Annotated in this window: 24 protein-coding genes, 1 tRNA gene and 1 pseudogene; 15 read left to right on the top strand and 11 right to left on the bottom strand. The window is 68.8% G+C overall.

Going from position 1 to position 22597, the window contains the following annotated elements; all coding sequences use genetic code 11:
- Positions 1-270: 270 nt before the first annotated feature.
- From MW084_RS11835 to MW084_RS11810, 6 genes are all read right to left on the bottom strand, one after another.
- A complete protein-coding gene (locus MW084_RS11835) occupies positions 271-834 on the bottom strand; it encodes a methylated-DNA--[protein]-cysteine S-methyltransferase (RefSeq protein WP_010473727.1) in 564 nt (187 codons plus the stop codon).
- A 157-nt stretch (positions 835-991) separates the two neighbouring features.
- On the bottom strand, positions 992-1810 hold the full coding sequence (locus MW084_RS11830; protein ID WP_275563581.1) for an MGMT family protein: 819 nt from the start codon (positions 1808-1810) through the stop codon (positions 992-994).
- The gene (locus MW084_RS11825) at positions 1807-2415 is read right to left on the bottom strand and encodes an RNA polymerase sigma factor (protein WP_010473725.1); all 609 of its coding nucleotides are present in this window, start codon (positions 2413-2415) and stop codon (positions 1807-1809) included. Before MW084_RS11825 ends, MW084_RS11830 begins: the two co-directional genes overlap by 4 nt.
- 56 nt (positions 2416-2471) lie before the next feature.
- Complete coding sequence (locus tag MW084_RS11820) at positions 2472-2891, bottom strand: VOC family protein (protein WP_029553739.1); 420 nt, start codon at positions 2889-2891, stop codon at positions 2472-2474.
- Positions 2884-3117, bottom strand: a complete 234-nt coding sequence (locus MW084_RS11815) for a hypothetical protein (RefSeq protein ID WP_010473723.1) — start codon at positions 3115-3117, stop codon at positions 2884-2886. Before MW084_RS11815 ends, MW084_RS11820 begins: the two co-directional genes overlap by 8 nt.
- 619 nt (positions 3118-3736) lie before the next feature.
- On the bottom strand, positions 3737-4021 hold the full coding sequence (locus tag MW084_RS11810) for a DUF1540 domain-containing protein (RefSeq protein ID WP_029553738.1): 285 nt from the start codon (positions 4019-4021) through the stop codon (positions 3737-3739).
- Positions 4022-6324: 2303 nt separating this feature from the next.
- On the opposite strand from MW084_RS11810, the gene MW084_RS11805 reads away from it, so the two are divergent.
- A complete protein-coding gene (locus MW084_RS11805; RefSeq protein ID WP_255128825.1) occupies positions 6325-7413 on the top strand; it encodes an IS630 family transposase in 1089 nt (362 codons plus the stop codon).
- A 106-nt stretch (positions 7414-7519) separates the two neighbouring features.
- Here MW084_RS11805 and MW084_RS11800 read toward each other — a convergent pair whose 3' ends face one another.
- Positions 7520-7858: a hypothetical protein gene (locus MW084_RS11800; protein ID WP_010470252.1), complete on the bottom strand. Its 339-nt coding sequence runs from the start codon at positions 7856-7858 to the stop codon at positions 7520-7522.
- A 568-nt stretch (positions 7859-8426) separates the two neighbouring features.
- On the opposite strand from MW084_RS11800, the pseudogene MW084_RS11795 reads away from it, so the two are divergent.
- Positions 8427-8790 (top strand): annotated as a pseudogene (locus MW084_RS11795) (tyrosine-type recombinase/integrase); the annotation flags it as partial.
- Positions 8791-8863: 73 nt separating this feature from the next.
- Here MW084_RS11795 and MW084_RS11790 read toward each other — a convergent pair.
- The 3 genes from MW084_RS11790 to MW084_RS24570 form a co-directional block, all read right to left on the bottom strand.
- Positions 8864-9379 carry a hypothetical protein gene (locus MW084_RS11790; RefSeq protein ID WP_010470254.1) on the bottom strand — a complete coding sequence of 172 codons (516 nt, stop codon included), beginning with the start codon at positions 9377-9379 and terminating at the stop codon, positions 8864-8866.
- A gap of 646 nt (positions 9380-10025) precedes the next feature.
- Positions 10026-11138: a hypothetical protein gene (locus MW084_RS11785; RefSeq protein WP_158684316.1), complete on the bottom strand. Its 1113-nt coding sequence runs from the start codon at positions 11136-11138 to the stop codon at positions 10026-10028.
- A 21-nt stretch (positions 11139-11159) separates the two neighbouring features.
- Positions 11160-12212 (bottom strand): DNA cytosine methyltransferase, encoded by a 1053-nt coding sequence (locus MW084_RS24570; protein WP_078571570.1) that lies wholly within the window; start codon positions 12210-12212, stop codon positions 11160-11162.
- Positions 12213-12870: 658 nt separating this feature from the next.
- Here MW084_RS24570 and MW084_RS11775 point away from each other — a divergent pair.
- From MW084_RS11775 to MW084_RS11715, 13 genes are all read left to right on the top strand, one after another.
- Entirely contained in the window at positions 12871-13725 is an 855-nt protein-coding gene (locus MW084_RS11775; RefSeq protein ID WP_010470259.1) for a helix-turn-helix domain-containing protein, read from the top strand.
- Positions 13726-13822: 97 nt separating this feature from the next.
- Positions 13823-14215, top strand: coding sequence for an ATP-binding protein (locus tag MW084_RS11770; protein ID WP_010470261.1), 393 nt, complete (start codon positions 13823-13825; stop codon positions 14213-14215).
- Positions 14216-14390: 175 nt separating this feature from the next.
- The gene (locus MW084_RS11765) at positions 14391-15242 is read left to right on the top strand and encodes a sigma factor-like helix-turn-helix DNA-binding protein (protein WP_029553459.1); all 852 of its coding nucleotides are present in this window, start codon (positions 14391-14393) and stop codon (positions 15240-15242) included.
- A complete protein-coding gene (locus tag MW084_RS11760; RefSeq protein WP_010470265.1) occupies positions 15239-16060 on the top strand; it encodes a hypothetical protein in 822 nt (273 codons plus the stop codon). The genes MW084_RS11765 and MW084_RS11760 overlap by 4 nt, the downstream gene beginning before the upstream one ends.
- 198 nt (positions 16061-16258) lie before the next feature.
- Complete coding sequence (locus MW084_RS11755; protein ID WP_010470267.1) at positions 16259-16606, top strand: SCO3933 family regulatory protein; 348 nt, start codon at positions 16259-16261, stop codon at positions 16604-16606.
- A gap of 5 nt (positions 16607-16611) precedes the next feature.
- Positions 16612-17985, top strand: a complete 1374-nt coding sequence (locus MW084_RS11750) for an FtsK/SpoIIIE domain-containing protein (RefSeq protein ID WP_029553460.1) — start codon at positions 16612-16614, stop codon at positions 17983-17985.
- An 87-nt stretch (positions 17986-18072) separates the two neighbouring features.
- Positions 18073-18849 (top strand): DUF2637 domain-containing protein, encoded by a 777-nt coding sequence (locus tag MW084_RS11745; RefSeq protein ID WP_010470271.1) that lies wholly within the window; start codon positions 18073-18075, stop codon positions 18847-18849.
- Between the two features lie 15 nt (positions 18850-18864).
- Complete coding sequence (locus tag MW084_RS11740) at positions 18865-19044, top strand: mobile element transfer protein (protein ID WP_010470272.1); 180 nt, start codon at positions 18865-18867, stop codon at positions 19042-19044.
- 15 nt (positions 19045-19059) lie between these two features.
- Positions 19060-19215, top strand: coding sequence for a hypothetical protein (locus MW084_RS11735; RefSeq protein WP_010470273.1), 156 nt, complete (start codon positions 19060-19062; stop codon positions 19213-19215).
- Between the two features lie 21 nt (positions 19216-19236).
- A complete protein-coding gene (locus tag MW084_RS11730; protein ID WP_010470274.1) occupies positions 19237-19551 on the top strand; it encodes a hypothetical protein in 315 nt (104 codons plus the stop codon).
- 99 nt (positions 19552-19650) lie between these two features.
- The gene (locus tag MW084_RS11725) at positions 19651-20997 is read left to right on the top strand and encodes a replication initiator (protein WP_010470275.1); all 1347 of its coding nucleotides are present in this window, start codon (positions 19651-19653) and stop codon (positions 20995-20997) included.
- Positions 20990-21202 (top strand): helix-turn-helix domain-containing protein, encoded by a 213-nt coding sequence (locus tag MW084_RS11720; protein WP_010470276.1) that lies wholly within the window; start codon positions 20990-20992, stop codon positions 21200-21202. Before MW084_RS11725 ends, MW084_RS11720 begins: the two co-directional genes overlap by 8 nt.
- On the top strand, positions 21202-22359 hold the full coding sequence (locus MW084_RS11715; RefSeq protein WP_010470277.1) for a tyrosine-type recombinase/integrase: 1158 nt from the start codon (positions 21202-21204) through the stop codon (positions 22357-22359). Before MW084_RS11720 ends, MW084_RS11715 begins: the two co-directional genes overlap by 1 nt.
- A gap of 81 nt (positions 22360-22440) precedes the next feature.
- Here the strand turns inward: MW084_RS11715 and MW084_RS11710 are convergent.
- Positions 22441-22513: transfer RNA gene (locus tag MW084_RS11710), tRNA-Arg, on the bottom strand.
- Positions 22514-22597 lie beyond the last annotated feature (84 nt).

Raw genomic sequence — 22597 nt, 5'->3', positions numbered from 1 at the left:
GGCGAGGGGACGGAAGCCGCCCTCTCCTCGCCCCGTTCGGCGGTGGACGTGCACTGGCCGAGGCCCCGGAGGACGGGAGGCCACTGCCGACGGGCCGGCGGATGTCGTCCGCCGGAGATGCGGCCGAGGGTGGTCCCGTACGGCACGAACCGGACAGGCGGGAAATCTCAAGGGTGCTCATGTGCTCCACTCTCCGGATCGGAAGACGGGGGACGGGGACGGACGCCGACGGCTCGGAGAAGCGCGCTGATACCCGTCGGTGTCCACCGGTCACAGCGGCGGGCGGGCCGCCGTTTCGAGGTCGAGGAGGAATCGCTTGGCCGCCAGGCCGCCCGCGTACCCACTGAGGCTGCCGGTGGAGCCGACGATCCGGTGGCACGGGAAGACCACGCACAGCGGGTTGGCCCCCAGCGCCGTCCCGACCGCCCGGGCGGCCCGCGGCCGGTCGAGGGCCTCGGCGAGTCGTGCGTACGTCGTGGTCCGCCCGTACGGCACGAACTCCTCGAGTATCGACACGGTCCGGCGACTGAACGGCGTCGCGAGCCGCAGGTCCGCCGGCACGGTGAAGTCGCGGCGCCCACCGCTCAGGTAGGCGTCGAGTTGGGTCCGAGCCTCGTCCAGCACCCGCCGCTGCGCTGCTGTGCCTTCCGCCTCCTCCACAGGGTGGAGCCCCGCCCTGCGCGCGCGCTCCGCCGCGGCCTCGGGCGGGTCGAAGGCGCACAGCACGAGCGCGTCGTCCGTGGCCGCCAGCACGAGCGGTCCGAGGGCCGTGGCGTGTACTCCCACGGCGGTGGTGAGGGCGACGGGGGCGACGGGGCGGCTGCTGGTACGCATGGGAGCTCCTGAGATTGATCGTCGGGGTGGAAGGTGTCGGGGTGGCAGGGTGTTGGGGTGTTGGGGTGGCAAGGTGTTGGGGTGGCAGGGTGTCGGGGCGGCAGGGTGTTGGGATGTCGGGTCGGTGAGGCATCGAGATTGAGGCGCCGGGGCGTCGTCACACGGTGATGGGCCGGCATTTCCTGCACGCCCGGTATCCGGCCCGGTCGGCCTCGTGCGCCGTACGGAACGGAACCTGGTGGTGCGGGGCGATGCGACGGGCGTACGCACAGGTCGGATGGCAGTAGACACGTGTGGTGTCGCTGCCGAGGAACACCGCCCCACCGCGGTGGAGCTCGGCCATCCTCTCCATGTCGATCCCCTCCGCCGCACGCAGCGCGTCACCCGCACCGGGTGCGAGGCCGGCATCGCAAGGGACACCACCACCGTGTGTCACCCGGTGGGAGGGGACCAGCACGGCCACCGGGTTCCTCGCAAGGGCGTCGGTCACCGCAGCCGCCGGGACTCCGGCTTCCCGCGCGATCCAGTCGACGGGCCGCAACTGCCCCGACGGAATGGTCCGCACGGCCTCCAGCACCGCCCGCTCGGAGGCGGTGAGGCCGGACAGGTCGACGGGAAGTCCACGGGTCCGCCCGGTGCGCAGGGCGGTGGTGACCCCGGGGAACGGCTTGGCCGTTCGTATGGCCGAGCGGCGCGTACGGGCGCGGTGCAGTTCCTCGAAGACCGCCGCCGTGAGCCCTCCCGAGTCGAGCGCGGCGCCCGTCACGGCGTGCGGCCCGGCCGCCACGAACAGGCCACCGGCGGGTGTTTCGAGCCGGGTGTACGTGTCGTACTGCTCGCGCCGGACACCGACGTGCCGCAGCACGCGCAAGGCGAAGTCCTCCGGAGGATCCGCGGCGAGTCCGATCAGGTCGTCCGCCACTCGTTCGAGTTGCGTCAGTGCCTCTCGGTCCCTTCGCTGGTCGTTCCGTTTCACGTCGTCACCTCCTCTTTCACGGGTGTCGCCGAATCCAGTAGCCCGCGGAGACTCCTCAGCCCTCTGGACACCTGCGCCTTGACCGTCCCGACCGCGCGCCCCTGCACCTCTGCCACTTCCGCGTAGCTCATCCCCATCACATGGCGGAGCACGACCGCCATGCGTTGATGCTCCGGCAGTCGCAGCAGCGCGGTGACCAGGCGCCCACGGTCGTCGGCCAGCTCCGCGCGCTCCTCCGGCCCGGGCCGGAGATCGGTCCAGGAACCGGCGGCGTCCTCCACCGGCATCCCCGCCAGGGCGGGCCGCCGCGTACAGGTGCGCACGTGGTTGCGCCACACGTTCGCGGCGATGGCCAGCAACCAGGCACGGGGCTTCAGCTCCCTGCGCCGCTCGGGGGCGTACCCCTGTAATGCCGTGTAGGCGCGTAGGAACGCGTCCTGCCCCAGGTCGTCGGCCTCGGTCGCGGAGCCGGAGACCCGGAGCAGAAACGTGTAGACCGCCCTCCCGTGCACCCGGACCAGCTCGGTGAACCCACCGTCCAGATCCGCAGCCAGGAGCTCGGTCAACTGCTGCTCGGCCTTGTCGTCCATCAGTGAGAGGAACACCGCCCCGGACGGAAAGGTTGCACGCGCGGGCCCCTCCGGGCCCGGCGGCGGGGCGGTCAGGCGCCGTCGGACCCGGCGAGGTAGTCGGTGTGCCCGTCGCCGTCCACCTCGAACGGCTCCGACGGGATGACGCAGAACTCGTTGCCCTCGGGATCTGCCATGACCAGGAAGCCACCGGAGGCGTACCGGTCGAGGCACCGGCCGCCCAGCGCCTCGACCCGGGCCCGCACGGCGGCGGGGTCCGGCGAGGAGATATCGAAGTGGACGCGGTTCTTGCCGGTCTTCGGCTCGGCAACCCTCTGAAACCCCATTCCGGGTCCCCTGCCCCGCGCCAACCACACATAGGGTCCCGTACGACCCGTGACGGGCCTGCCCAGGAGCTCCGCCCAGAACGAAGCGAGCCGTTCCGGGTCGGCGCAGTCGACGATGACGTCCTTGAGCTCCGGCCGGGCGACCGGGCCAGCCCGTTCAGCCATCGTCACCCGCCCGGGGGACGATGCGCACGGCGCGGTAGTCGTAGCCGTCCTGCCGGAAGCCGGATGCCCTCCATTCGGGCTCGACCCGCAGCCCGGGCGACAGGGGGTGGAACCCGGGCAGCTCGACGGCGAAACAGTGCCCCCAGCGGCCACCCGAGGCCTGCGGGCAGTCGGGGACGCCCCACCCCTCCTCCTCGCGCCACGCACGCACCGTCGCAGTCACCATGACCGCAACCTTACGAGCTCCAGGCGCTGGGGTGGGGCGGGCCGGAGCGCGGGCGGGCCCGTTGTGCGGGCATCCCGGAACCGCGCCGTCCGCCCGTACTTGCCCCNTCCCGCCCCGTCCTGCCTTCCGCCCGGTCCTGTCTCCCGTCCCGTGCCACCTCTGTCTTCCGTCCGTCCTGTTCTTCTGTTCCGCGGCACCCGCAGGTCTCCGCCCGCGTACCCGGTCCGCGGCGTCCTGGCGAGTGGCGGCCACGGTGCGATCGGCCGGACACCGCGTTCCTCGACGCGTTCCCCGGCCCGTTATTGCCCGGCTGCCTCGTTCAGTCGGCCGCCTCGGCCTTCGCCGGATGAGGACGGCGGCCGACGCTCGGGGCCGCTGACGGCAGCCGTGGGCCGAAAACCCGTTGCTCCGCAGCTTCGCGGAGCTCTCGGCCGAGGGCGTTGGCCGGACAGGTCAATTTCCCCGGTCCGACATACGTTGCCGGACCAGGACGGCAACCGGGGTTGCCGCACAGCACTGCTGTACGGCAACCCCGGCGGCCCGGTCGCGGTGATCCGGTGGCCTGGCCTCAGTAGTCCGGCGGCCTGGTCGCGGTGGTCCGCGGCGGCGCGCCCGTCACTCAGGCCTGCGCGTAGGTGAGGCAGTCGACTTTCTCGTGCTCGTAACCGACGGTGATGGCCGGAGCGTGGCACTCCAGCGCGGTGTTGTGGCGGCAGTCGGCCATCTTGCACGCGCCGACCCGACCGGTGACGGACGGTTCCCCACCCTCCATGTCCGCGCCCATGAACGTGTCGCAGACAGGGGTGTCGATGTCCCCCACGGTGATTGCCACGGCGTGACAGGTGTGGTCGTCGTTGTAGGCGCAGTTCTCGGCCGCGCATTCGCTGATGACCGGAAGTTGCATGACGGAAGTGGCTGCCATGAAAGGACCTGCTTTCTCGACGGTCACCACGACCGGCGATCATTGCTCCCACTCGCCGAACGGGCATCCTGGTTCACTCATGTCAGGCTGAGGCCCGGCGATCCCGCCCGGAACTGCTGCGGACGATCACCGATTCCCCTCCGTATCCACGACTCGAGCGCGAACCCCCGGCGGCGGTACGCAAGCCCGGGGTGCCGGATGGTGACCGTGGGGGGCGGGTACGAATGGACAAGCTGGATGCAGGGACCGTTTCCACGCCGACATCTCGCGGAGAGACCCCTTACGGCTCCCATTTTCCGCGATGTCTGGCACCGGCGCATTTCGGGCGAGTGGGTCGCCTGAAGACGGTGGCCTGCCTGCCTGCCTGTCCTTCCCGGAACGGAGCGCAAACTCCACTCGCGGCGGCCAGTTCACCAGGGACACCGACGAGTCACCAGGGACACCGACGAGGCCCCGGGCCCGTACGCAACCGGTTGCTGAGTGTCGGACCGGCCGGGGCGTTCAGGCCGGCGTGCCGCTTCCACTCGGGAATCGCGGGGCGGAAGCGGAGGAGTGCCGGAAGAGCTTCGCGCCGAGGCTGAGGCTGAGGCTGAAGACGCAGACGATCAGCGTCATGGATTCTGCGTCGCGTGGTGTTGGCACCGGGGGAGCGGCGCGATGACCACGGACAACGAGTTCAACACCGCCCGGCTCACCTGAAGCACCGTGAGTGCCGTCGCGGTCGCCGACCGCGCCGCCTACCATGGTCCGAGCCGGAACCCGCCGAAGGGCCGGTCCAGGAGAGAACCGCTTCCGGGTCGGTTTCTGCTGATGCGTCCTGCGTCGGATGGCTGGAACCACATGTGTCTCATGCGAGGCGGTTCGGCGCATAGGGTGAACGACGGGCGTCCGGGGCGGCCAGCGCGAACCGGGGAAGAGATGGGTGAAGGCAGAAGGGGACGGCACTTTCGGCGGTCAACGCTGGGCGGTGCTGTCGGGACCGCGATCCTCGCGGTGGTGCCGGTCGTCACCGCCGGCGCTGAGACCTCCTTGCCATGGTGGGTGGTGGCAGGTTCGGCCTTGCTGACTGCCGGGTTTGCGGGCTGGGCCGGGGCGCGGATCGGCCGTCGTCGCGGCATTCGGAGCGAGGCCCTGGAACCGGGAGAGAAGGTACTCGGTACCTACACGGTTCGCCCCCCGTTCAGCGAGCACGTTCCACCCGCCGCTCATGAAGGACCGCAGTACCAACTCCTGGTGACCAGTCGGGGTTTGCAACTGTGGGAGCGGTCCGCACTGCTGTGGCGGTATCCATGGCCAGAGCTGCGCGTGTTCGCCGATGGCCCGCGCCTGCGAGTCCACCGCGAGGGGGACGAGATCGGGACGATGCTGCTGGAACAGGCGGGGGCCGTACAAGAGATACGCCTGATTGCCACTCGGCACGCGGCCGCCCGGTAGAGCACCCCAGCAGCACGCGCGCCACACCGCTTCACCAGTGCACGACCAGCGGCCGGGCCGTGAACCCGGCCGCCGCCGACAAGCCCGGGGAGCATGATCCGGCTCGATGGGAGAAAGGTCCCCGCCCGGGGAATGTGGCCTCCACGTGGCAGCAACGGCACACGCGTGGCACGACTCCCAACGTGGCGAAGGACCAGCCTGGGAGGAACCCCCTCCTGAGCTGGCCCTTCTGGCTGTGCCCCCGGCAGATTCGAACCCGCGGCACCCGTTTTAGGAAAGAGGTCAGGGGCGCTCTGCCATATCCACGCCGGGTGTCCGGCCGCCGTGCTGGGACGCTCGCGGACGCGGCTGTGCGCCCTCGTTGATGTCAGCCGTGAATGTCAGGCTCGGAAGAGCTGGGGGTGTGGACAGAGCTCCAACGGGTCATCCGGACGGTCCGCCCACTTCTACCAGACGTGCCGAACGGGGCAGCGCCGCAGCATGCGGCAGACTCGCGCGCCATCATCTTCCCGGCCGCTGAGGACAAGGCCGCCGCCTTTCATGGTCTGGGCGCACTCGGGGTATGTGGGCGGAGCTGCTGACATGGGGCGCAACCTACCTCGGCTCGAAGGGGTGACGCTATGAGCTTGGGAATCACTGGCGCCTACGGTCGCTTTGGGGCTGTGCCCTGCTGAAAGGGCTGTCCTCGATGCGGGATCGCGCCCCTGTACGGAACCGCTGTTGACCGCTGTTCTCCGCTTTACTTGGTGCACTTCTGGTGCGGCCATGGTGTGCACACCACGGCCGCACCTTCTGATCCGTAGCTCTAGTGTTCTGAGTCGTTAGTTCGTTGGCGGTTGTAGGGTTGGGGGATGCCGGGTCCGAAGCCGTTGTCATTGGAGTTGTCCGAGCGCGAGCGCAGGGTTCTGCGGGGCTGGTTGCGCAAGCGGACCGCGGGGCAGGCCCTGGTGCTGCGCGCGAGGATCGTGCTGGCGTGTGCCGAGGGCCGCCCGAACGCGCAGGTCGCGCAAGAGCTCGGTATCTCGCGGGAGACGGTGCGCAAGTGGCGGTCCAGGTTCGCTGCCGACCGTCTTGAGGGGCTGGTCGACGCTCCGCGCTCCGGTGCCCCGCGCCGGATCACCGACGAGCAGGTGGAGTCCCTGGTCGCCCGGACCCTGGACCAGGCGCCCCCTTCGGGGGATTCGCACTGGTCGACGCGGTCGATGGCCCAAGCCGCGGGCATGTCGCAGTCGGCCGTCTCGCGGATCTGGCGGGCGTTCGGCCTCAAGCCGCACATCGTGCAGACATGGAAGCTGTCCACCGACCCGCAGTTCGTGACCAAGGTCCGCGACGTGGTCGGCATCTACCTGTCCCCGCCGGAGAACGCCCTGGTGCTGGCGGTGGACGAGAAGTCGCAGATCCAGGCCCTGGACCGCACCCAGCCGGTGCTGCCCATGTCGCCGACCACGCCGGCGCGGATGACGCACGACTACGTCCGGCACGGCACCACCAGCCTGTTCGCCGCCCTGGACATCGCCTCCGGCTCGGTCATAGCCCAGCACTACCGACGCCACCGCCACCAGGAGTTCCTCCGTTTCCTGAAGACCATCGACGCCGCCGTACCCAAGAACCTGGACCTGCACCTGGTCCTGGACAACTACGCCACCCACAAGACCGAAGCGGTCAAGAAGTGGCTGCTGCGACACCCCCGCTTCCACCTGCACTTCACCCCCACCTCCGCCTCCTGGCTCAACCTCGTCGAGCGCTGGTTCGCCGAGCTGACCTGCCGCAAACTCCGCCGCTCGGCCCACCGCAGCGTCACCGAACTCGAACGCGACATCCGCCGATGGATCAACGAGTGGAACAAGAACCCCAAACCGTTCGTGTGGACCAAGACCGCCGACGACATCCTCGGCACCCTCGCCGCGTACTGCACACGAACTAACGACTCAGGACACTAGCGGATCGGTCAGCAGCGGCCATACCGGCCGCTGGGTGGGCATGGCGGGACGCTACCGGGCAGGGGCGGTTGTAGGGGGTGCGGTATCTGGCTGCTGTGCCGCCCGCCTACGCGGCCTCCTCGGCAAGTTTGGGAAATCGATCCTCAAGGTTGAGTCCGTCAAACAGGCCGAGCCTCCGCCCGGCGAAGATCACCTTTGAAAGTTCCGCCGCCTCGCCCAGGACAGTGTCCGCCTGAAGGACGAAGATGAAAGCCTCCTCGGAGGTCGGAAGCGTCCGGGGAAGGGCGACAAGGCCGTGGTCGGCCAAGGCCTTGGTGATCTCTTCATTGAGTTCAGAACTGAGGCGCTTCCTCTCAGGCGCCGCGTACTTCTTGATGAATCGCATCGACACGCGCTTGATGCCGTGATCTACCTCTACCGCGTGCGCAAGCACCGTGAAGTCCATGGATGGAACCTATCGAGTAACTAACTGAATTCTCAAGAAAGTTGTAGGGTGATTTGGTTACACAGCAGAGGAGAGCCATGGGACCTCTCCCACGACTGCCCCGGCTTCCTTCCCGTCCGCCGTCGGCTCGGCTCTGCCTGGGGCGACGGCGGACGGGAGGGAAGCTTCCGCACGCCCCTACGGACCCGCGGTCGGAAACGGCGCCCTCACCACCCCGGGGCCGGCCGGTCCCCCGCCGGAGGCACCAGGCTCTGGCCGCGACTGTGCGGACGGTGCTCGGCTCATGGCCTTCGGCCCTGTCCACCTGTGGGCGGGCGTCGGCGCAGCCCGCGCGGAGCGGCCCGAAGGCATGAGCATTGCGCGGAGCGGAACCGGAAAGCCCGCCCGGCGGAGCGGAGCCGGGCCTCGAACCCGTGGAGAAAGTCTGAATCACGCTCAGGCCTCCTGGTGATCGCTGGGGATCGTGCATCCGGCTCCCGTCGTCTCGGGATGTAGAACCCTGGGCACGGGGAGTGAGCGATGGGAGCGGATGAGGGCGTTGGGGATGCGTCTTCGGAAGCTACGTGACGCGCCTCTGCGCTGGCACTACATACGGCAGGCGGCGGCTTGGGTGAAGGCGGGACCTGGCAGGAGTCGGGCCATGTCTTCACCACTCGTACCGGTCGCCCGGTCGAGCCGTGGAACGTCTACCGGTCCTTCACCCGCGTCGCCGAGTCCGCCGGTCTCCGCGTGATCCGGCTGCACGACGCCCGGCACGGTACGGCGACGCTCCTGACGGTGGCCGGGGCCGCGCCCGTGTCGTGACAGAGATCCCGGACCACTCCCGGATCAGCATCACCATGGACGGGTACTCGCACGTCGTGCAGGACATGCAGCGCGAGGCCACGAACCGCATGGACCGGCTGCTGAGGAGACGTCCCGGCCTCGGCTGACCGGCTAGTCGTCGATGCCGGTGCGAAACGTGGGAGCCCCGGACCGTGATTGGTTCCGGGGCTCCGTGGTGTGTCAGGTGACGGTCTCGGGGCCTCGGCGCTCGACCAGTTCGCGTGCCGCGCGAAGGGCTTCTTCCTTGAGCTGCTCCAGCGGGATGCCCCAGCTCTCGTCCCAGTCCGCCAGTTGAATGGCACACATGACGACCGACTGAAGTTCCTCGGGATAATTGAGGTCCCACGCCACTTCGACCCAGATCAGGTCAGCGCCCACAGCCGGATCCAGGGAACCGTCCACGACCTGACCGGCCAGCCAGTAGGCCAGGGCCCATTTGGCGGCGGTCGGGTCCGCGGGCGCCTCGAAGCCGATCCCCAGTTCTTCCACGACTTGGTCGAACAGTTCTCGGGCCTCGTGTTCCTCCCGACGTCCGAGGCCGGCCAGAAGCGGGAGCGATGGTGAGTCGACATCGGCCAAGAGCGCGTCCAGGGCCGCTTGGATGAGGCGGTCGGAACCGACGTGCTGGCCGAACGCGCGCGCCTGCGCGAGTGTTCTCAGATGCTTGAGCGCCTGGCCCTTGGTGACACCTGACACGTTCCGTCCCCCGTTGATGTCAGATCCAGATGTCAAAGGCCCCGGACCATGATCGGTTCGGGGCCTTCGCGCTGGTGCCCCCGGCAGGATTCGAACCTGCGACACCCGCTTTAGGAGAGAGGCTGAGTGATCTGCGGGCTGAGCTGCGACTTCGCCGGCCGAGGCAGCGAGCGGCTGCCCGACCACGGGGCACCGGCGTTGACCGTGACTGACCGCTGCATCTGGCACGGTTGTGGCACGAACCTCAGCCCACGACAGCCAGCCACGACGGCGGGCGCGCCGACCGACCAGGCGCGCGTGTGTCTCGCTCCACCCCCACCGGCCTCAGCCACGTTGTCGGGTGTCGTCGGTCAGGCTTCCGCGGCAGGCAAAGCGGCCTACGGCTCCAGAGGCACGTGCGTCTGGCGGATCACCGCTGGTCAGGGGTCTGCGAGTGCCTCCGTATGCTTCCGCAGTCCACGAATGGGCCGCGGATCGTACAAGCGGCTACGCCAACAAAATCTTTTCGAGGCGCCGGTTCTCGTCCGCATCCTATGGCCCGGGCGTGTCCGGTGCACGGCCCCGTGACAGGTCAAGATGTCGCAGGACCGTGCACCAGACCAATTGCGCGTCACGGGAGGTCCAGGATCTCCCCATATTAACGATGTCAGTCCGTCTCAGATGCAAGCTCAGTTGGCGACGATGGACTGTTGGCATTGAGTTCAAGAAGGAACTCTTCGACACGGGATACGAGGCGCTGATTCTTCTGAATTTGCCCAAGGAAAAAGCGCATCGCGCGAACGGCGTTCTCCTGCTTCGGGACATCCCAAAGGCGAACCGTGCGAATCATCTCTTCGGTCGAGAAGGTTCTAACCTTATTTTCTTCCAATTTTGCGGTAATGTGCGAGTCGAAACTTCGGGCGAATACCACCGCATCCAAGTCGGGGAAGGCGGAAGACTCCTCGATAAAAGTATAAAGATCCGCTTCATCGGATTTTCCGAGGTGCTTATCTTTAGCCTCGGCGGCCAATACGACGTGCTCTCCCAGGTAACCGCTTACGTCTCCGATTACGCCCGCCCTGCGGGATCCCGTATTAACTTTCTGCGAGACAACCGTCAATGTGGGGGAGTCGGCGTACAGGTATCCGTATACCATAGCTTGAAACATTGCCCCTCCGGTTGTGCCGGAGCCGGTATCGAGTGACTCGATGATCGCCAAGAATGGACGAGGCTGGCGTGTTCTATGGGCGGTGTTTACTGTTTTTGGCCTAGCCAAGACACCCATTTGCCAAATCCATTCGGCAATTGCCAGCCGGCCGCCAGGGGTTGTGCTGAATATGTGTGAAATCAGCGGCTCGTACATGAGCCACTTAGATGTTGCGTGACCAGGCGCTGATGGGTGCTCTCGCCGCATTCGGGCGATGATGACTTCTGCTGCAGCGTTATAGAAACGACGAACGGGCACTTCCGTGCCGTCTGGGGTAATCCAAACTAGTTGATCGACCGCTTTTGCAGCCGATGTCTTTTTTCGGTCTATTGTTGTAAATGCATCCTTTTTCTGATCGGTGCCCAGATGGCATAGTAGGCGCTCTGCTTGGGCGATGAAAGCCAAGCAGAGCGCTGGCCAAAAATTCTGCCGCTCAGGCCGTTGATGAGCCAACCATGCGATGGCTGAAACGGCATGACCGTCAACGTTGTCGGGGTTGCGGCTGGTAAACCCCTGCGGCAACTCAAGACTGTCCTCGAATTCGGCTAGGGGCTTGTCGAACTGACTAGTCATGGCGTCATGTTAACCAATCGACTACGCCCAGTGGTCCGGATCAAGCAGAGAGCGACCGAGTGACTCGGCAAGGAGCGGCGGCACGGCGTTTGCTACCTGGAGGCGCTGGCTGGTCGAAGGACCTGTGAAGCAGAAAGAGTCAGGGAAAGACTGCAGCCTTGCACCCTCTCGTGTTGTTAGGCCGCGATCCTGCTTAGGGTGAATGCAGCGAGTCCCGCTCGGCTTTCCCATGTTCTGGGTGATCGCAACAGCTGGCAACCACGAGGCTAGGCGGCTATACGAATTATGGAATCCCGACTTTGGTTGCAAGTGGTCAGGAATCGAAGTCCTGTTTCCGCCGTCAGGAATGTGTGAGATTGCTTCCACTAGATGCGGAGGGTGCTTCGAGGCGGAGTGGCCTTGAAGGGTGGTAGATCCCCCGCGCATCAACTTCTGAAACTGGGACTCCGCTTTGCGATCGTAAGTTGTTGCCGTCTGGCCCGGCTGCAACGCTGGCAGGTCTCCGATTGCTTGCTCAACAGAGACGTACTGATCGGCCTGTAGGAGCGGATCTAGTCCCTTGAACTCTGCTTCCCGATGTCCAACAAACAGAACTCGGCGGCGAAGCTGAGGAACTCCGTGATCAGCTGCGCTGGCCACCTGGAATCGAACCTGATATCCAAGCTGCTTAAAGGCGTCCGCGACTTCCTGCTCGTAACTCATATCCTTGAGTCCGAGTACGTTCTCAATGACGAATCCGTCTGGCTTCAGATGCCCTACGATGCGTAGAAAATGTTCAAAGAGTCGATTTCGCTGATCGTCTCGATTACGCTTTCCTACCGTGCTGTATCCTTGGCAGGGGGGTCCGCCTACTATCCAATTAGGGCGCTGCGGAATTACGCTTTTGAGTTTCTCTGCTGTAAGGTCTGCTACGTCACCACATTCTGCTTTGTGGCCCGGTAGGTTTAGCCGGTAGGTGTCGATTGCGTCCGGCCATACGTCGAGAGCGTAGATAGGGGTCAGGCCAGCGCGCTGAAGGCCGAGAGTCAACCCCCCAGCGCCAGAAAATAGGTCAATGAACGTGTGATCGGACATGGCTAGCAGAGTAGTCCATGGTTCTGACATGCTGACCGGTTCGCGGACGACTGTACAGCAGAGGGTGTCAAAGCTTACCTCTGGCCTGGTGGCGAGGGGCTACGTACCAGTGCCGTGTGGACTGCAAGTACAGGAAGATCGGCTGATGAGTGGCACGCCAAGGTCTCTGCCGCCAAAGGGAGCCTCTTGATCGATTGGTGTGGCAGGTTGCGCCAGCGAAGCGTGCGGCGTCACACCACGAGGTCGGTGGAGCGGCTTTGGGCTGGAGCTGCTTTGGCGTGAGTGATCATGGCCCCGTAAGCTTGCGGCGCGTCGGGCAGGTAGTGGACCTGCCCGGTAAAGCACGATGTTGGGGCCATGATCTGCGAGGCTCGCGCCAAAGTGGCTGCCTAAAGCCGTGGAGCCGACCGCCCCAGCCACGAGGTACCCCGTCTCTGACGGCAAGCGGCTGATTGCTGTGCGCGCGGTACGGACGCCGGCCGGGCTGGAGCGGGGCGGAGACAGGAGCGCAGGCCCGGCCGGGGGCCGGGCCGCGCGCGGTGAGCGGAGCGAGCCGCCTTGAACCCGTAGAGAAAGTTTGAATCACGCTCGGGCCTCCTGATGTTCTCTCGGGCTCGTGCATCCGGCTCCCGCTGCCTCGTGGTGTAGAACCCTGGGTATGGGGAGTGAGCGGCAGGAGCGGATGAGGGCGCTGGGGATGCGTCTTCGGGGGTTGCGTGCGGGGGCTGGTCTGACGGGTGCCGCGCTGGCTCAGCGGGCCGGCGTTGGACAGCCGACCGTGTCCAAGGTGGAGACGGGGCGCATGGTTCCGAGTGCTGATGTGCTCGACCGGCTCTCGCGTGCCCTTGGCCTCGACGAGTCGACCGCGCGTGAGGTGCGTGACCTCCTGGTCGCCGTGGAGACCGCCGCAGACTCCGATCCGCCGGCATCCGGTGAAGACGTTCCGGCTGGGGCCGTCCTTGATGAGGCGGTGCGGTCGGCTCGGCTGGTGCGGTCGTTTCAGTGCGTCGTCCTGCCGGCCCTGCTTCAGAGTGCGGAGTACGCCCGGCACGTCTTCGCGAGTGCGCCGAACGCGACCCCGGAAGGCGTCGGGCGGGCGGTCGCTGCTCGGGTGGAGCGGCAGAGCGTGTTGTACGAACCGGGGCGGGAGTCGGTGTTCGTGCTGACGGAAGCGGTGTTGAGGACCTGGCCGGGGACTCCGGCGCTGATGCTCGCCCAGTTCGACCGGCTGCTGGCCGTCGAGAGTCTGAGCACCGTACGGCTCGGGGTCATTCCCTGGCGCCGGCCGGTGCCGGTTCTGCCCCGCCACGGCTTCACCCTGTGCGACCGGCGGGCGGTCGTAGTCGAGGCGTTCGCCGACGAGCGGGTGTCGACCGACTCCGTCGAACTGGCCACGTATGACGAGACGTTCAGCCGCTTCGAGCGGGCTGCCGTCTTCGGTGACGAGGTGCGGGACCTGCTGTTGCGCGTGATGAAGGAGTTCCGCGGCATGGGAGACACCCTCACCCCTTAGAGGAATAATTCCCGAGAATGCCTGGCGTTCCTCTCGCGCATGGGAATACTCTGCCGCTGCACTGTCTAGACCCCTAGACGCAGAGAGGGAGTTCGTCATGCCTGCCAAGTGGTTCCGCGCCTTCCCCGGCCTGGCCGAGCAAGTGGCCCATGCCCGTCACTTCGTGGCCACTCTGGTCACCGGGAGGGGGCCGGTCGACGACGCTGTCCTGATCGTCAGCGAGTTGGCGGCCAACGCCGTGCGCCACACGCTGAGCGGTTCGGCTGGCGGCCGGTTCTTCGTGATCGTCGGCTTCGATGACGACCACGTGCGCATCGAGGTGGTCGATCAGGGAAGCAAGCGCGTCCCAGAGCTGCGGGACGGGGCGGACCAGGAGGAGGAAGGCGGGCGTGGACTGCTGCTGATCGCGTCCTGCGCCAAGAGGTGGGGTGTGAGGGACTGGGCCGACGGGCGTTCCGTGTGGGCCGACCTGGCGCTGGGGGATGCGTGAGCGTGCTCTGCTCGTCGACGGTCGGTGGTCGCCCCATAGGCGGTGCCGGGTGACTCCGCGGGGTGTACCTCGGCGGCGGTCCCGGTTCTTCGTGGTCGGTGTGCGTACGGGACGGCGCCTGTCGCCCATTCCGTCTAGAGCCCTAGACTCCTGGTTACTTCCAGGAGGTGTGATCATGTCGGACGAGTTGCAGCGGATCATGGCGATCGATGATCCGTACCTGCTCCTGCGTGAGGTCACGACGAGGTTGGCCGCCGCGCAGCAGGAGGTGACCGAACTCGCCCGGCTCCGCCGCCGCGTGGTCCAGGACCTCCATGCACAGGGGCTGTCCTACGCGCAGATCGCCGAGAAGGCTGGTCTCAGCCGCGGGCGGATCCATCAGATCCGGCACACCGGGCCGGCGCCTGAGGGGGCCTTCCTCGGTACGGGCTCCGTCACGGTCGTGACCCCGCTGAGGTGGGACGACGTGAAGAAGCGCCCGGTCGTCGCCATGGCCGACATGAACTCCGGGAAGCGGCTGGAGGAGCTGGCGAAGTCGTACGGGCTCGACGTCAGCTCCGGCCATGTGCTCGTGAGCGGTGAGGTCGACCTCAACCGCAACGGCCTGGTCGTCGTCTGCGGACCGGCCATGTCCCCGGCCATGCGGGACCTGTACGCCCAAGATCCGGTCCTCGGCTGGGAGCACCCGGAGGGCGAACCGTGGGCGCTGGTGGACCGGCGCACCGGTGCGAAGTACAACGCCGGGGCGGACTTGGAGCCGCGTCGCCCGCACGATGTCGGGTACCTCGGTCGCCTGCCTCGCCCGGACGGCAACGGCTCGGTGCTCGCTATCGCCGGAATCCATACGGCGGGCTCCCTTGGTGTCGTCCATCTGCTCACCTCGGACCTGAGCACCTTGTGGGGGCAGGTGGGGGAGCGCAACTTCTCCACGCTGGTCGGTGTCGAGTACGACCCCGACACCGACGAACCGCGGTCCGTCGAACTGCTTTGCCCCCTCTACCTGCACGACGAGGAGACGGCGGCGTGAACCTCGCCCTCGCCTCCCTGCCTGCCGAACCCGGGCAGGAGAACGAGGACTTCGCGGCCGTCGCTCCCGGCGCGGCCGTCCTCCTCGACGGCGCCGGCGTGGCCGGGGCGGAGACCGGATGCGTACACGGCATCGCGTGGTTCTCCTCGACGCTGGGCGGGTTGCTGCTGGGCGGCATCACGGCGCATCCCGCCCGGCCTCTGGCCGACTGTCTCGCCGACGCGATCCGCGGCGTCCGGTCTCTGCACGGGGACACGTGTGACCTGACCTACCGGGCCAGTCCGACCAGTACGGTCGTCGCGGTCCGGGTCGGTGCGGAGAACCTGGAATACCTCGTCCTGGGTGACTCGACCCTCCTCCTCGCCGACGGGGAGGGGAAGGCGACCGCCGTCACGGATCGGCGCCTGGACGAGGTCGGCGAACGGCTTCGCGCACCGGTCGACGCCCTGCCCACCGGATCACCCGAACACGCCGCCGCCCTGGCCGAGTACCGCGACGCCCTGACGGGGCTCCGCAACCGGCCGGGCGGCTTCTGGATCGCTGGCCCCGACCCGCGGGCGGCCGACCACGCCTTTACGGGGACGGTGCTGCTGGACTCGTTGGCGTCCGTGACGCTGCTGAGCGACGGGGCGACGCGCCTCGTCGACGAATTCGGCCTCGCGGACTGGCGGGAGGTGCTGGGCATCCTCGGTTCCTCCGGTCCGGATGGGCTGATCCGCCGGGTGCGGGAAGTGGAGGACGGCGACCCCGACGGTCGACGCTGGCCACGCGGCAAGGCGCACGACGACGCGACGGTCCTTCACTGGGTGCTCGTGTAGCGGTGTTCTCGTAACGCGCTTGCGCGCCCGCCGAGACACGTCCGTACACCCCCCTAGACAGTTGATGGGGTGTCGCGTTACGGTAACCGTCAACCCCCCTAGACAGATAGGGCGGGTCACCCCTCTGTTGTCTAGGGGGGTATCCAGTTCGGTGCGGTGCCGTAGAACGGACACCGCCGACCCTGTGAGGTTCAGAGAATGCGTGTCATCCCCGTGGACACCTCGGCCGCGACGCTCCTCGTGACCAAGCTGCCCGAGGTGAAGGTGAAGGACCGGCAGACCGGTGAGGTCGCCGTGGATGCGGTGACCGGCCAGCGGCTGATGGTGCTGGAGCTGGTGTTCATCGCGGACGGCGGCTCGGACATGATCAAGGTCACCGTCCCCGAACAGGGCATCGGCGAGGGCCTGGTCATGGGTGCGCCGGTCGTCCTGTCCGGTCTGGTGGCCCGGCCCTGGGAAAGCGAGTTCGGCGGGCGCAGCCGGCACGGCATCGCCTTCCGGGCCGATGCGGTCATGGTCAACGCCCCGGCCGCGGTGCAGGGCTGATGGCCATGGCCGACACCGTCCGGGTGTTGCTGCCGGTCCTGCTGGTCCTGGTCGCGCTGCTGGCGGTGCGCCGCCGGTCGCCGGTCCTGTTCTGGTGGCTGGTCGGGTATCCGCTGGTCGCGCTGCGGGTGCTCGCCTCGTACCGGGCGACGATGGACGCCTGCGGACTGACGGTCCCGGCTTCGGCCGTCCGCCGGGCCACGGCCCGGATGGTGGGACGGGAGGCGGCTCCCGTACCGCCCCGCCGGTCGCTGCCGCGGCCAACCGGGTCCGGCCTCGTGATGCGGCTGCGCATGGCAGCCGGGCAGGCGCCCGAGGACTTCACCGCCTCGGCCGACCGGCTGCGGCACGCCTGGGGCGCCCACGCCGTACACGTCCGCCCCACCAAACCGGGCTGGCTCGAACTGCGGCTCGTCGGCTGGGACGTGCTCGCCGAGGTACGGCCTCCCCGGCGTCGGCTGGCGGCCGGCCCGCTCCGCCTGCCGCTGGCGCTGCGGGAGGACGGTGAATGGCACGTACGGGACTTCCGCACCGTGCCGCACGAACTGATCCTCGGCGCCACGCAGTCCGGCAAGTCCGTCTACCTGCGCAACCTGCTGTGCGGGCTGGCGCGGCAACCGGTCGTCCTCGTCGGCATCGACTGCAAGTGGGGCGTCGAGCTGGCTCCGTTCGCGTCCCGACTGTCGGCGCTCGCCGACACTCCGGACCGGGCGGACGGACTCCTCGACGCCCTGCTGGAGGAGATGGAGGCGCGGTTCCGGCTGATCGGCCTTTCGAGCGGGGCCGGCCCGGACGCCGTACTCACCTCGGACGTGTGGGGGCTGCCGGAAGCGGTACGGCCGGTGCCGGTCGTGCTCGTCGTCGACGAGGTCGCGGAACTCTTCCTCGCCGCGAACAAGGACGACGAGAAGCGGCGCGACGCCATGGTCACCAAGCTCATCCGCCTCGCCCAACTCGGCCGTGCGGCCGGCATCTACCTGGAGGTGTGCGGACAGCGCTTCGGCTCCGAACTCGGCAAGGGCGCCACCATGCTGCGCGCCCAACTCACCGGCCGGGTCTGCCACCGCGTCAACGACGAGACCTCCGCGACCATGGCACTCGGCGACATCGCACCGGAAGCGGTGCTGGCCGCCACCTCCATCCCTGCCGAACGGCCCGGCGTCGCCGTCGTCGGCGACTCCTCCGGCGGCTGGTCCCGCGTCCGCTCGCCCCATCTCTCCCTCGACGACGCGGCGGCCGTCTGCCGCGACACCTCCGCCCTGGTGCCGGAGCTGCCCCGGCTCGATCCCTTCCGGCCCGTCGTCGCCGTCGAGTCCGCCGGGTACGTCGGTTCCTCCTCCTCTCCCGCAGTGCCCATCGCGCGCCCGGTGACCGAGTAGCCGCGCGCCTCCCCTCACGGCCGGCGCGACCGCCTCGCGCCACGTCCCTACCCCTCCCATGGCGAAAACCGGAAGGAACCTGAGCCGATGCGTGCCCACCTGGCCCGTGTGGACGCCGTGATCGTCCAAGCCGCCATCGCGGGTGCCCTGTCCTTCTCGCACCTGCACGACCTCGCGGCGGCGGCCGGGCAGAGCGGTTGGAAGGCGTGGGCCTACCCCGTGAGCGTCGACCTGCTGCTGGTCGCTGCCTGGCGTCGGATGCGCCAGTCGCAGCAGGCGGGGCGGGCGGCCCGGGGGCCGCGGCTGTGGTTCCTCGTGGCCCTGGCCGCGTCCCTCGGCGCCAACGTCGCCACCGCCGGGCTCCTCGACCTGGACCACGTCCCCGCATGGCTGCGCGTCGTCGTCGCGGGCTGGCCTGCCGTCGCCTTCTTCGGCGGAACCCTGCTGGCCCACACGCCCCACGGCCCGGAAGCGCCGCCGGCTCCCGTCCCCTCGACGACAGTGACGGCGACGGACACAGGATCCGCCCCGGTCACCGTCGACGCACCCGACCGGGACGCCCTACCGGCGCCGTCCACCGAACTCAAGCCCACCGAACCCGAACCCACCTCGATCGAACCCACCTCGACCGAACCCATCTCGGCCGAACCCGCTTCCGCACCCAAGCCCACCGCGGCCGAACTGGTCGCCGTTCCGGCCCCGCCGCCCGTTCCCGCCGCGCTGCCGCCCGCCCTCGTCGACCGCGTCCGGGCCCTCGCCGAGGAACACCGCTCGGCCACCGGCCGCCCCGCCGACCCCGACGCCGTACGCGCCCGGCTCGGCCTGCCCCCGTCCATGACCGCATCCGTCGCCGCCCACCTCTGAGAGAGGAACACCACCATGAGCCCGCGTTTCCGCAACGTCCGCCGCATCGGCCCTGTCAACGTCGCCTCGTACCTCGTCCGCGGTCGCAACCGCCACGTGGCCGCCTGCACCGCCCCGCGCTGCGACTTCTCCGCCGAGTACGACAGCCGCGCCGCCGCCGAGCTGGCCGCCCGCACCCACCGCTGCCCGGCCTGACGGGAGATGACCGCCATGGACGTTCCCCTCTGGTTCGCCCTGCTCGTCGTCGGCGCGCTGGGTGTCAAGCTCGTCCGCCCGCCCTGGTGGCTCGTCGCCGTGCTGCTCCTCGGCGGCTACGTCCTCGCCGACAGCCTGCTCGCCCCCGTCATCGACTCCGCCATCAAGTAACCCTCGAACGGAGACCCGCTCATGTTCCGACCGAAGCTCCCGACCATGCCGCAGCCGACCGGCCTGATCCTCCCGTCCGCCGTCGTCGAGTCGAACTCCGTCACCCCAGTCACCCCGGCCGCCCCGGTTCCTCCGTCCGTCCCCGCGACGCCGGCACCGTCCCGCCCGGCCGTCCAGCTCACCTCCGGTGGTGTGCTCGCCCTCGTCGGCGCCGGTACCGCCGTGGTCCTGGTCGTCGGCGCCGTCCTGGTCTCCATGCTCCTCGCCGTGGCCGTCACGGCCGTGTCCGTGGCCGTGTGCGCCGTCGTCGTGCGCTCCGTCCTCAAGGACCGCTGACCTCATCCGCTCCACTCGCTCAATCCGCCCACTCTGTCTAGCCCCCTCGACATGGTGGGCGTTCGTCCCGCTCCCGCTCTCCCAAGGAGGAACCCGCACATGCGCCCCGCGGCTCCGGCCGGAGCCATCCGCCGACTGGCGGCCCTCGCCCGGCACGGCGACCTCAGCGCCTACGCCCACCAGATCCAGCGCCTCGGCGGCTGCGAGCGGCCCGTCCGCATGGAGGGGTACCGCCTCGACGTCCACGCCGCCACCGGGGAGATCGTCCGGGAGATCGCCGACCGCGACCTTCCGGCCGGACAGCTCCTCATCCGCTGCAACAACCGCCGTGCCACCCGGTGCGCCTCCTGCGCCGAGGTGTACCGCAGGGACACCTTCCACCTGGTCACCGCCGGGTTGAGCGGCGGCAAGGGCATCGGCCCGGCCGTCGCCCACCACCCGCGCGTCTTCGCCACCTTCACCGCCCCGTCCTTCGGCCCCGTCCACAACCGCCCCGGCGGCGGCCGGTGCCGCTGCGGGCACCTCCACGCCGAGGATGACCCTGCCCTTGGCGCGCCCCTGGACCCCGACCGGTACGACTACCGCGCGGCCGTCCTGTGGAACGCACACGCCGGGGCGCTGTGGGGCCGCTTCGCCACCTACCTGCGCCAACAGCTCGCCTCCCGCGCGGGCCTCAGCCGCTCGGCGCTGCGCCACCACCTCAAGGTCTCCTACGCCAAGGTCGCCGAGTACCAGCGGCGCGGCGCCGTCCACTTCCACGCCGTCATCCGCCTCGACGGCCCCGACGGCGCCGAGGACGCCCCGCCGGCCTGGGCCACGACCGAACTCCTCACCGACGCGATCCGCTCGGCGGCCCGGCTCGCCGAGGCACCTGGCCCCGTCCTCGACGGCCGCGCGTACGCCTTCCGCTTCGGTGACCAGCTCGACATCCGCCCCATCCGCTCCGCCGATTTCGCGGGCACCTCGGAACTGTCCAGCCGCGCTGTGGCCGCCTACATCGCTAAGTACGCCACGAAGGGCGCCGAGACCGCGGGCACCCTCGACCGGCCCATCCGCAACCCGATCATCGACCTGATCGGCTCCGGCGTCACCGACCACGCACGGCAGATGATCCTCACCTGCTGGCACCTCGGCGCCCGACCCGAACTCGAAGACCTGCGCCTGCGCAAGTGGGCCCACATGCTCGGCTTCCGCGGCCACTTCTCCACCAAGTCCCGCGCCTACTCCACCACCCTCGGCGCCCTCCGCCAGGAACGCGCCGCCCACAACGAAGCCCTGGCCCGCGCACGCGCGGCCGAAGCCGGCCACCCGCTCCCCGACCCGGACACCGTCCTCGTCCTCTCCCACTGGCGCTTCGCCGGCACCGGCCTGACCGACGCAGAGACCTGGCTCGCCACCTCGCGCCAACCCGCCCCCGGAACGGAAGGAGAACCCACCCATGGCTGACCGCTACCTCACTGTGGCCCAGGTGGCCGAACTCCTCGGCACCAGCGAGCGCTTCCCGCGCCGTCTGGTCGCGGAGCGGCGCATCGTGTTCGTCAAGGTCGGCCGGCATGTCCGCATCCCGGAGAGCGCGTTGAACGCCTTCATCGACGCCAACACGGTGCGGCCGATCAACGACCGGCGCGGCTCGCTGCGGAGGGCCGCCTGATGGCCAACAAGAAAGGAAGGCGCCGGAACTTCGGGTCGGTCCGACAGCTTGCGTCCGGCCGCTGGCAGGTCCGTTACCGGGACCCGGAGACGGGGCAACTGCGGCCGGCGGAGAAGACGTACGCGACCAAGACGGATGCCCAAGTCGCCCTGACGCACATCGAGGCGGACATCACCCGCGGGCAGTGGTCGGACCCGGACGCGGGGGCGGTGAACTTTGGGGAGTACGCGACCGCGTGGCTGCGGGACCGCAAGCTCGCCGACCGCAGCCGCGAGCGGAACGAGTCGGTGATGCGGCTGCACATCCTGCCCACCTTCGGAGCCGGGAGCGTGGCCGACGTGACGACGGCCCGCGTGCGTGGCTGGCGCGGCAAGCTCCTCGCTGCCGGCGTCGGTGAGCCGACGGTGGTCAAGGCGTACCAACTGCTGCGTGCCCTGATGAACACCGCCGTCGACGACGAGCTGATCCGGCGCAACCCGTGCCGCATCAAGGGCGCGGACCGCTACGACGTGCCCGAGCGGCCGGTCCTCACGGTGGCGGAGGTCTTCGCCGTCGCCGACTCCATCGCGCCGCGCTACCGGCTCCTCGTGCTCCTGGCGGCCTTCACCACCCTGCGGTTCGGGGAGCTGGCGGCCCTGCGGCGCCGGGACGTCGACCTGGAGGCGCTGACCGTCACCGTGCGCCGCGCTCAGGCCGAGCTGCAGGACGGCCGGCTCTTCGACAAGGCGCCGAAGTCCGCGGCCGGGCTGCGCTCCGTCTCCTTCCCGGCCGAACTGCTCGACGCGGTCACGCACCACCTGGAGCACTTCGCCGCTCCCGGCCGCGACGGACACGTCTTCGTCGGGCCACAGGGCGGACAGCTCCGACGGAGCAACTTCCGGGACGACTGGGTCAAGGCCCGAAAGGCCGCGGGCGTCACGGACGAGCTGCACTTCCACGACCTGCGGCACACGGGCAACACGCTGGCGTCGACGGCCGGGGCCAGCACGCGGGAGCTGATGACGCGCATGGGCCACAGCAGCTCGCGCGCCGCGCTGATCTACCAGCACATGACCAGCGACCGGGACCGGGCTATCGCCGACCGGCTCGGAGCCATGATCCGGGACGGCGGGGGAGCGGCCTCGGACTCCTCCGGGGAGGGCGCCGCACGGACGTAGTGGCACGCGTGTGGCACGACCCCGGACACGACGAAGGGCCAGCCTGGGAGGAAAACCCTCCTGAGCTGGCCCTTCTGCCTGTGCCCCCGGCAGGATTCGAACCTGCGACACCCGCTTTAGGAGAGCGGTGCTCTATCCCCTGAGCTACGGAGGCGGGGTGGCCCCAGACAGGGTAGCGGATCGGAGCCGGGTGGTGGCGGTGAGGTGGGGGTGGGATCTAGAGTCTGACGTCTATTAT

Source organism: Streptomyces sudanensis (assembly GCF_023614315.1).
GTDB classification, from domain to species: Bacteria; Actinomycetota; Actinomycetes; order Streptomycetales; family Streptomycetaceae; genus Streptomyces; species Streptomyces sudanensis.
The sequence above is the reverse complement of the archived record's forward strand: the minus strand, read 5'-3'. Positions and strand labels throughout refer to the sequence as shown.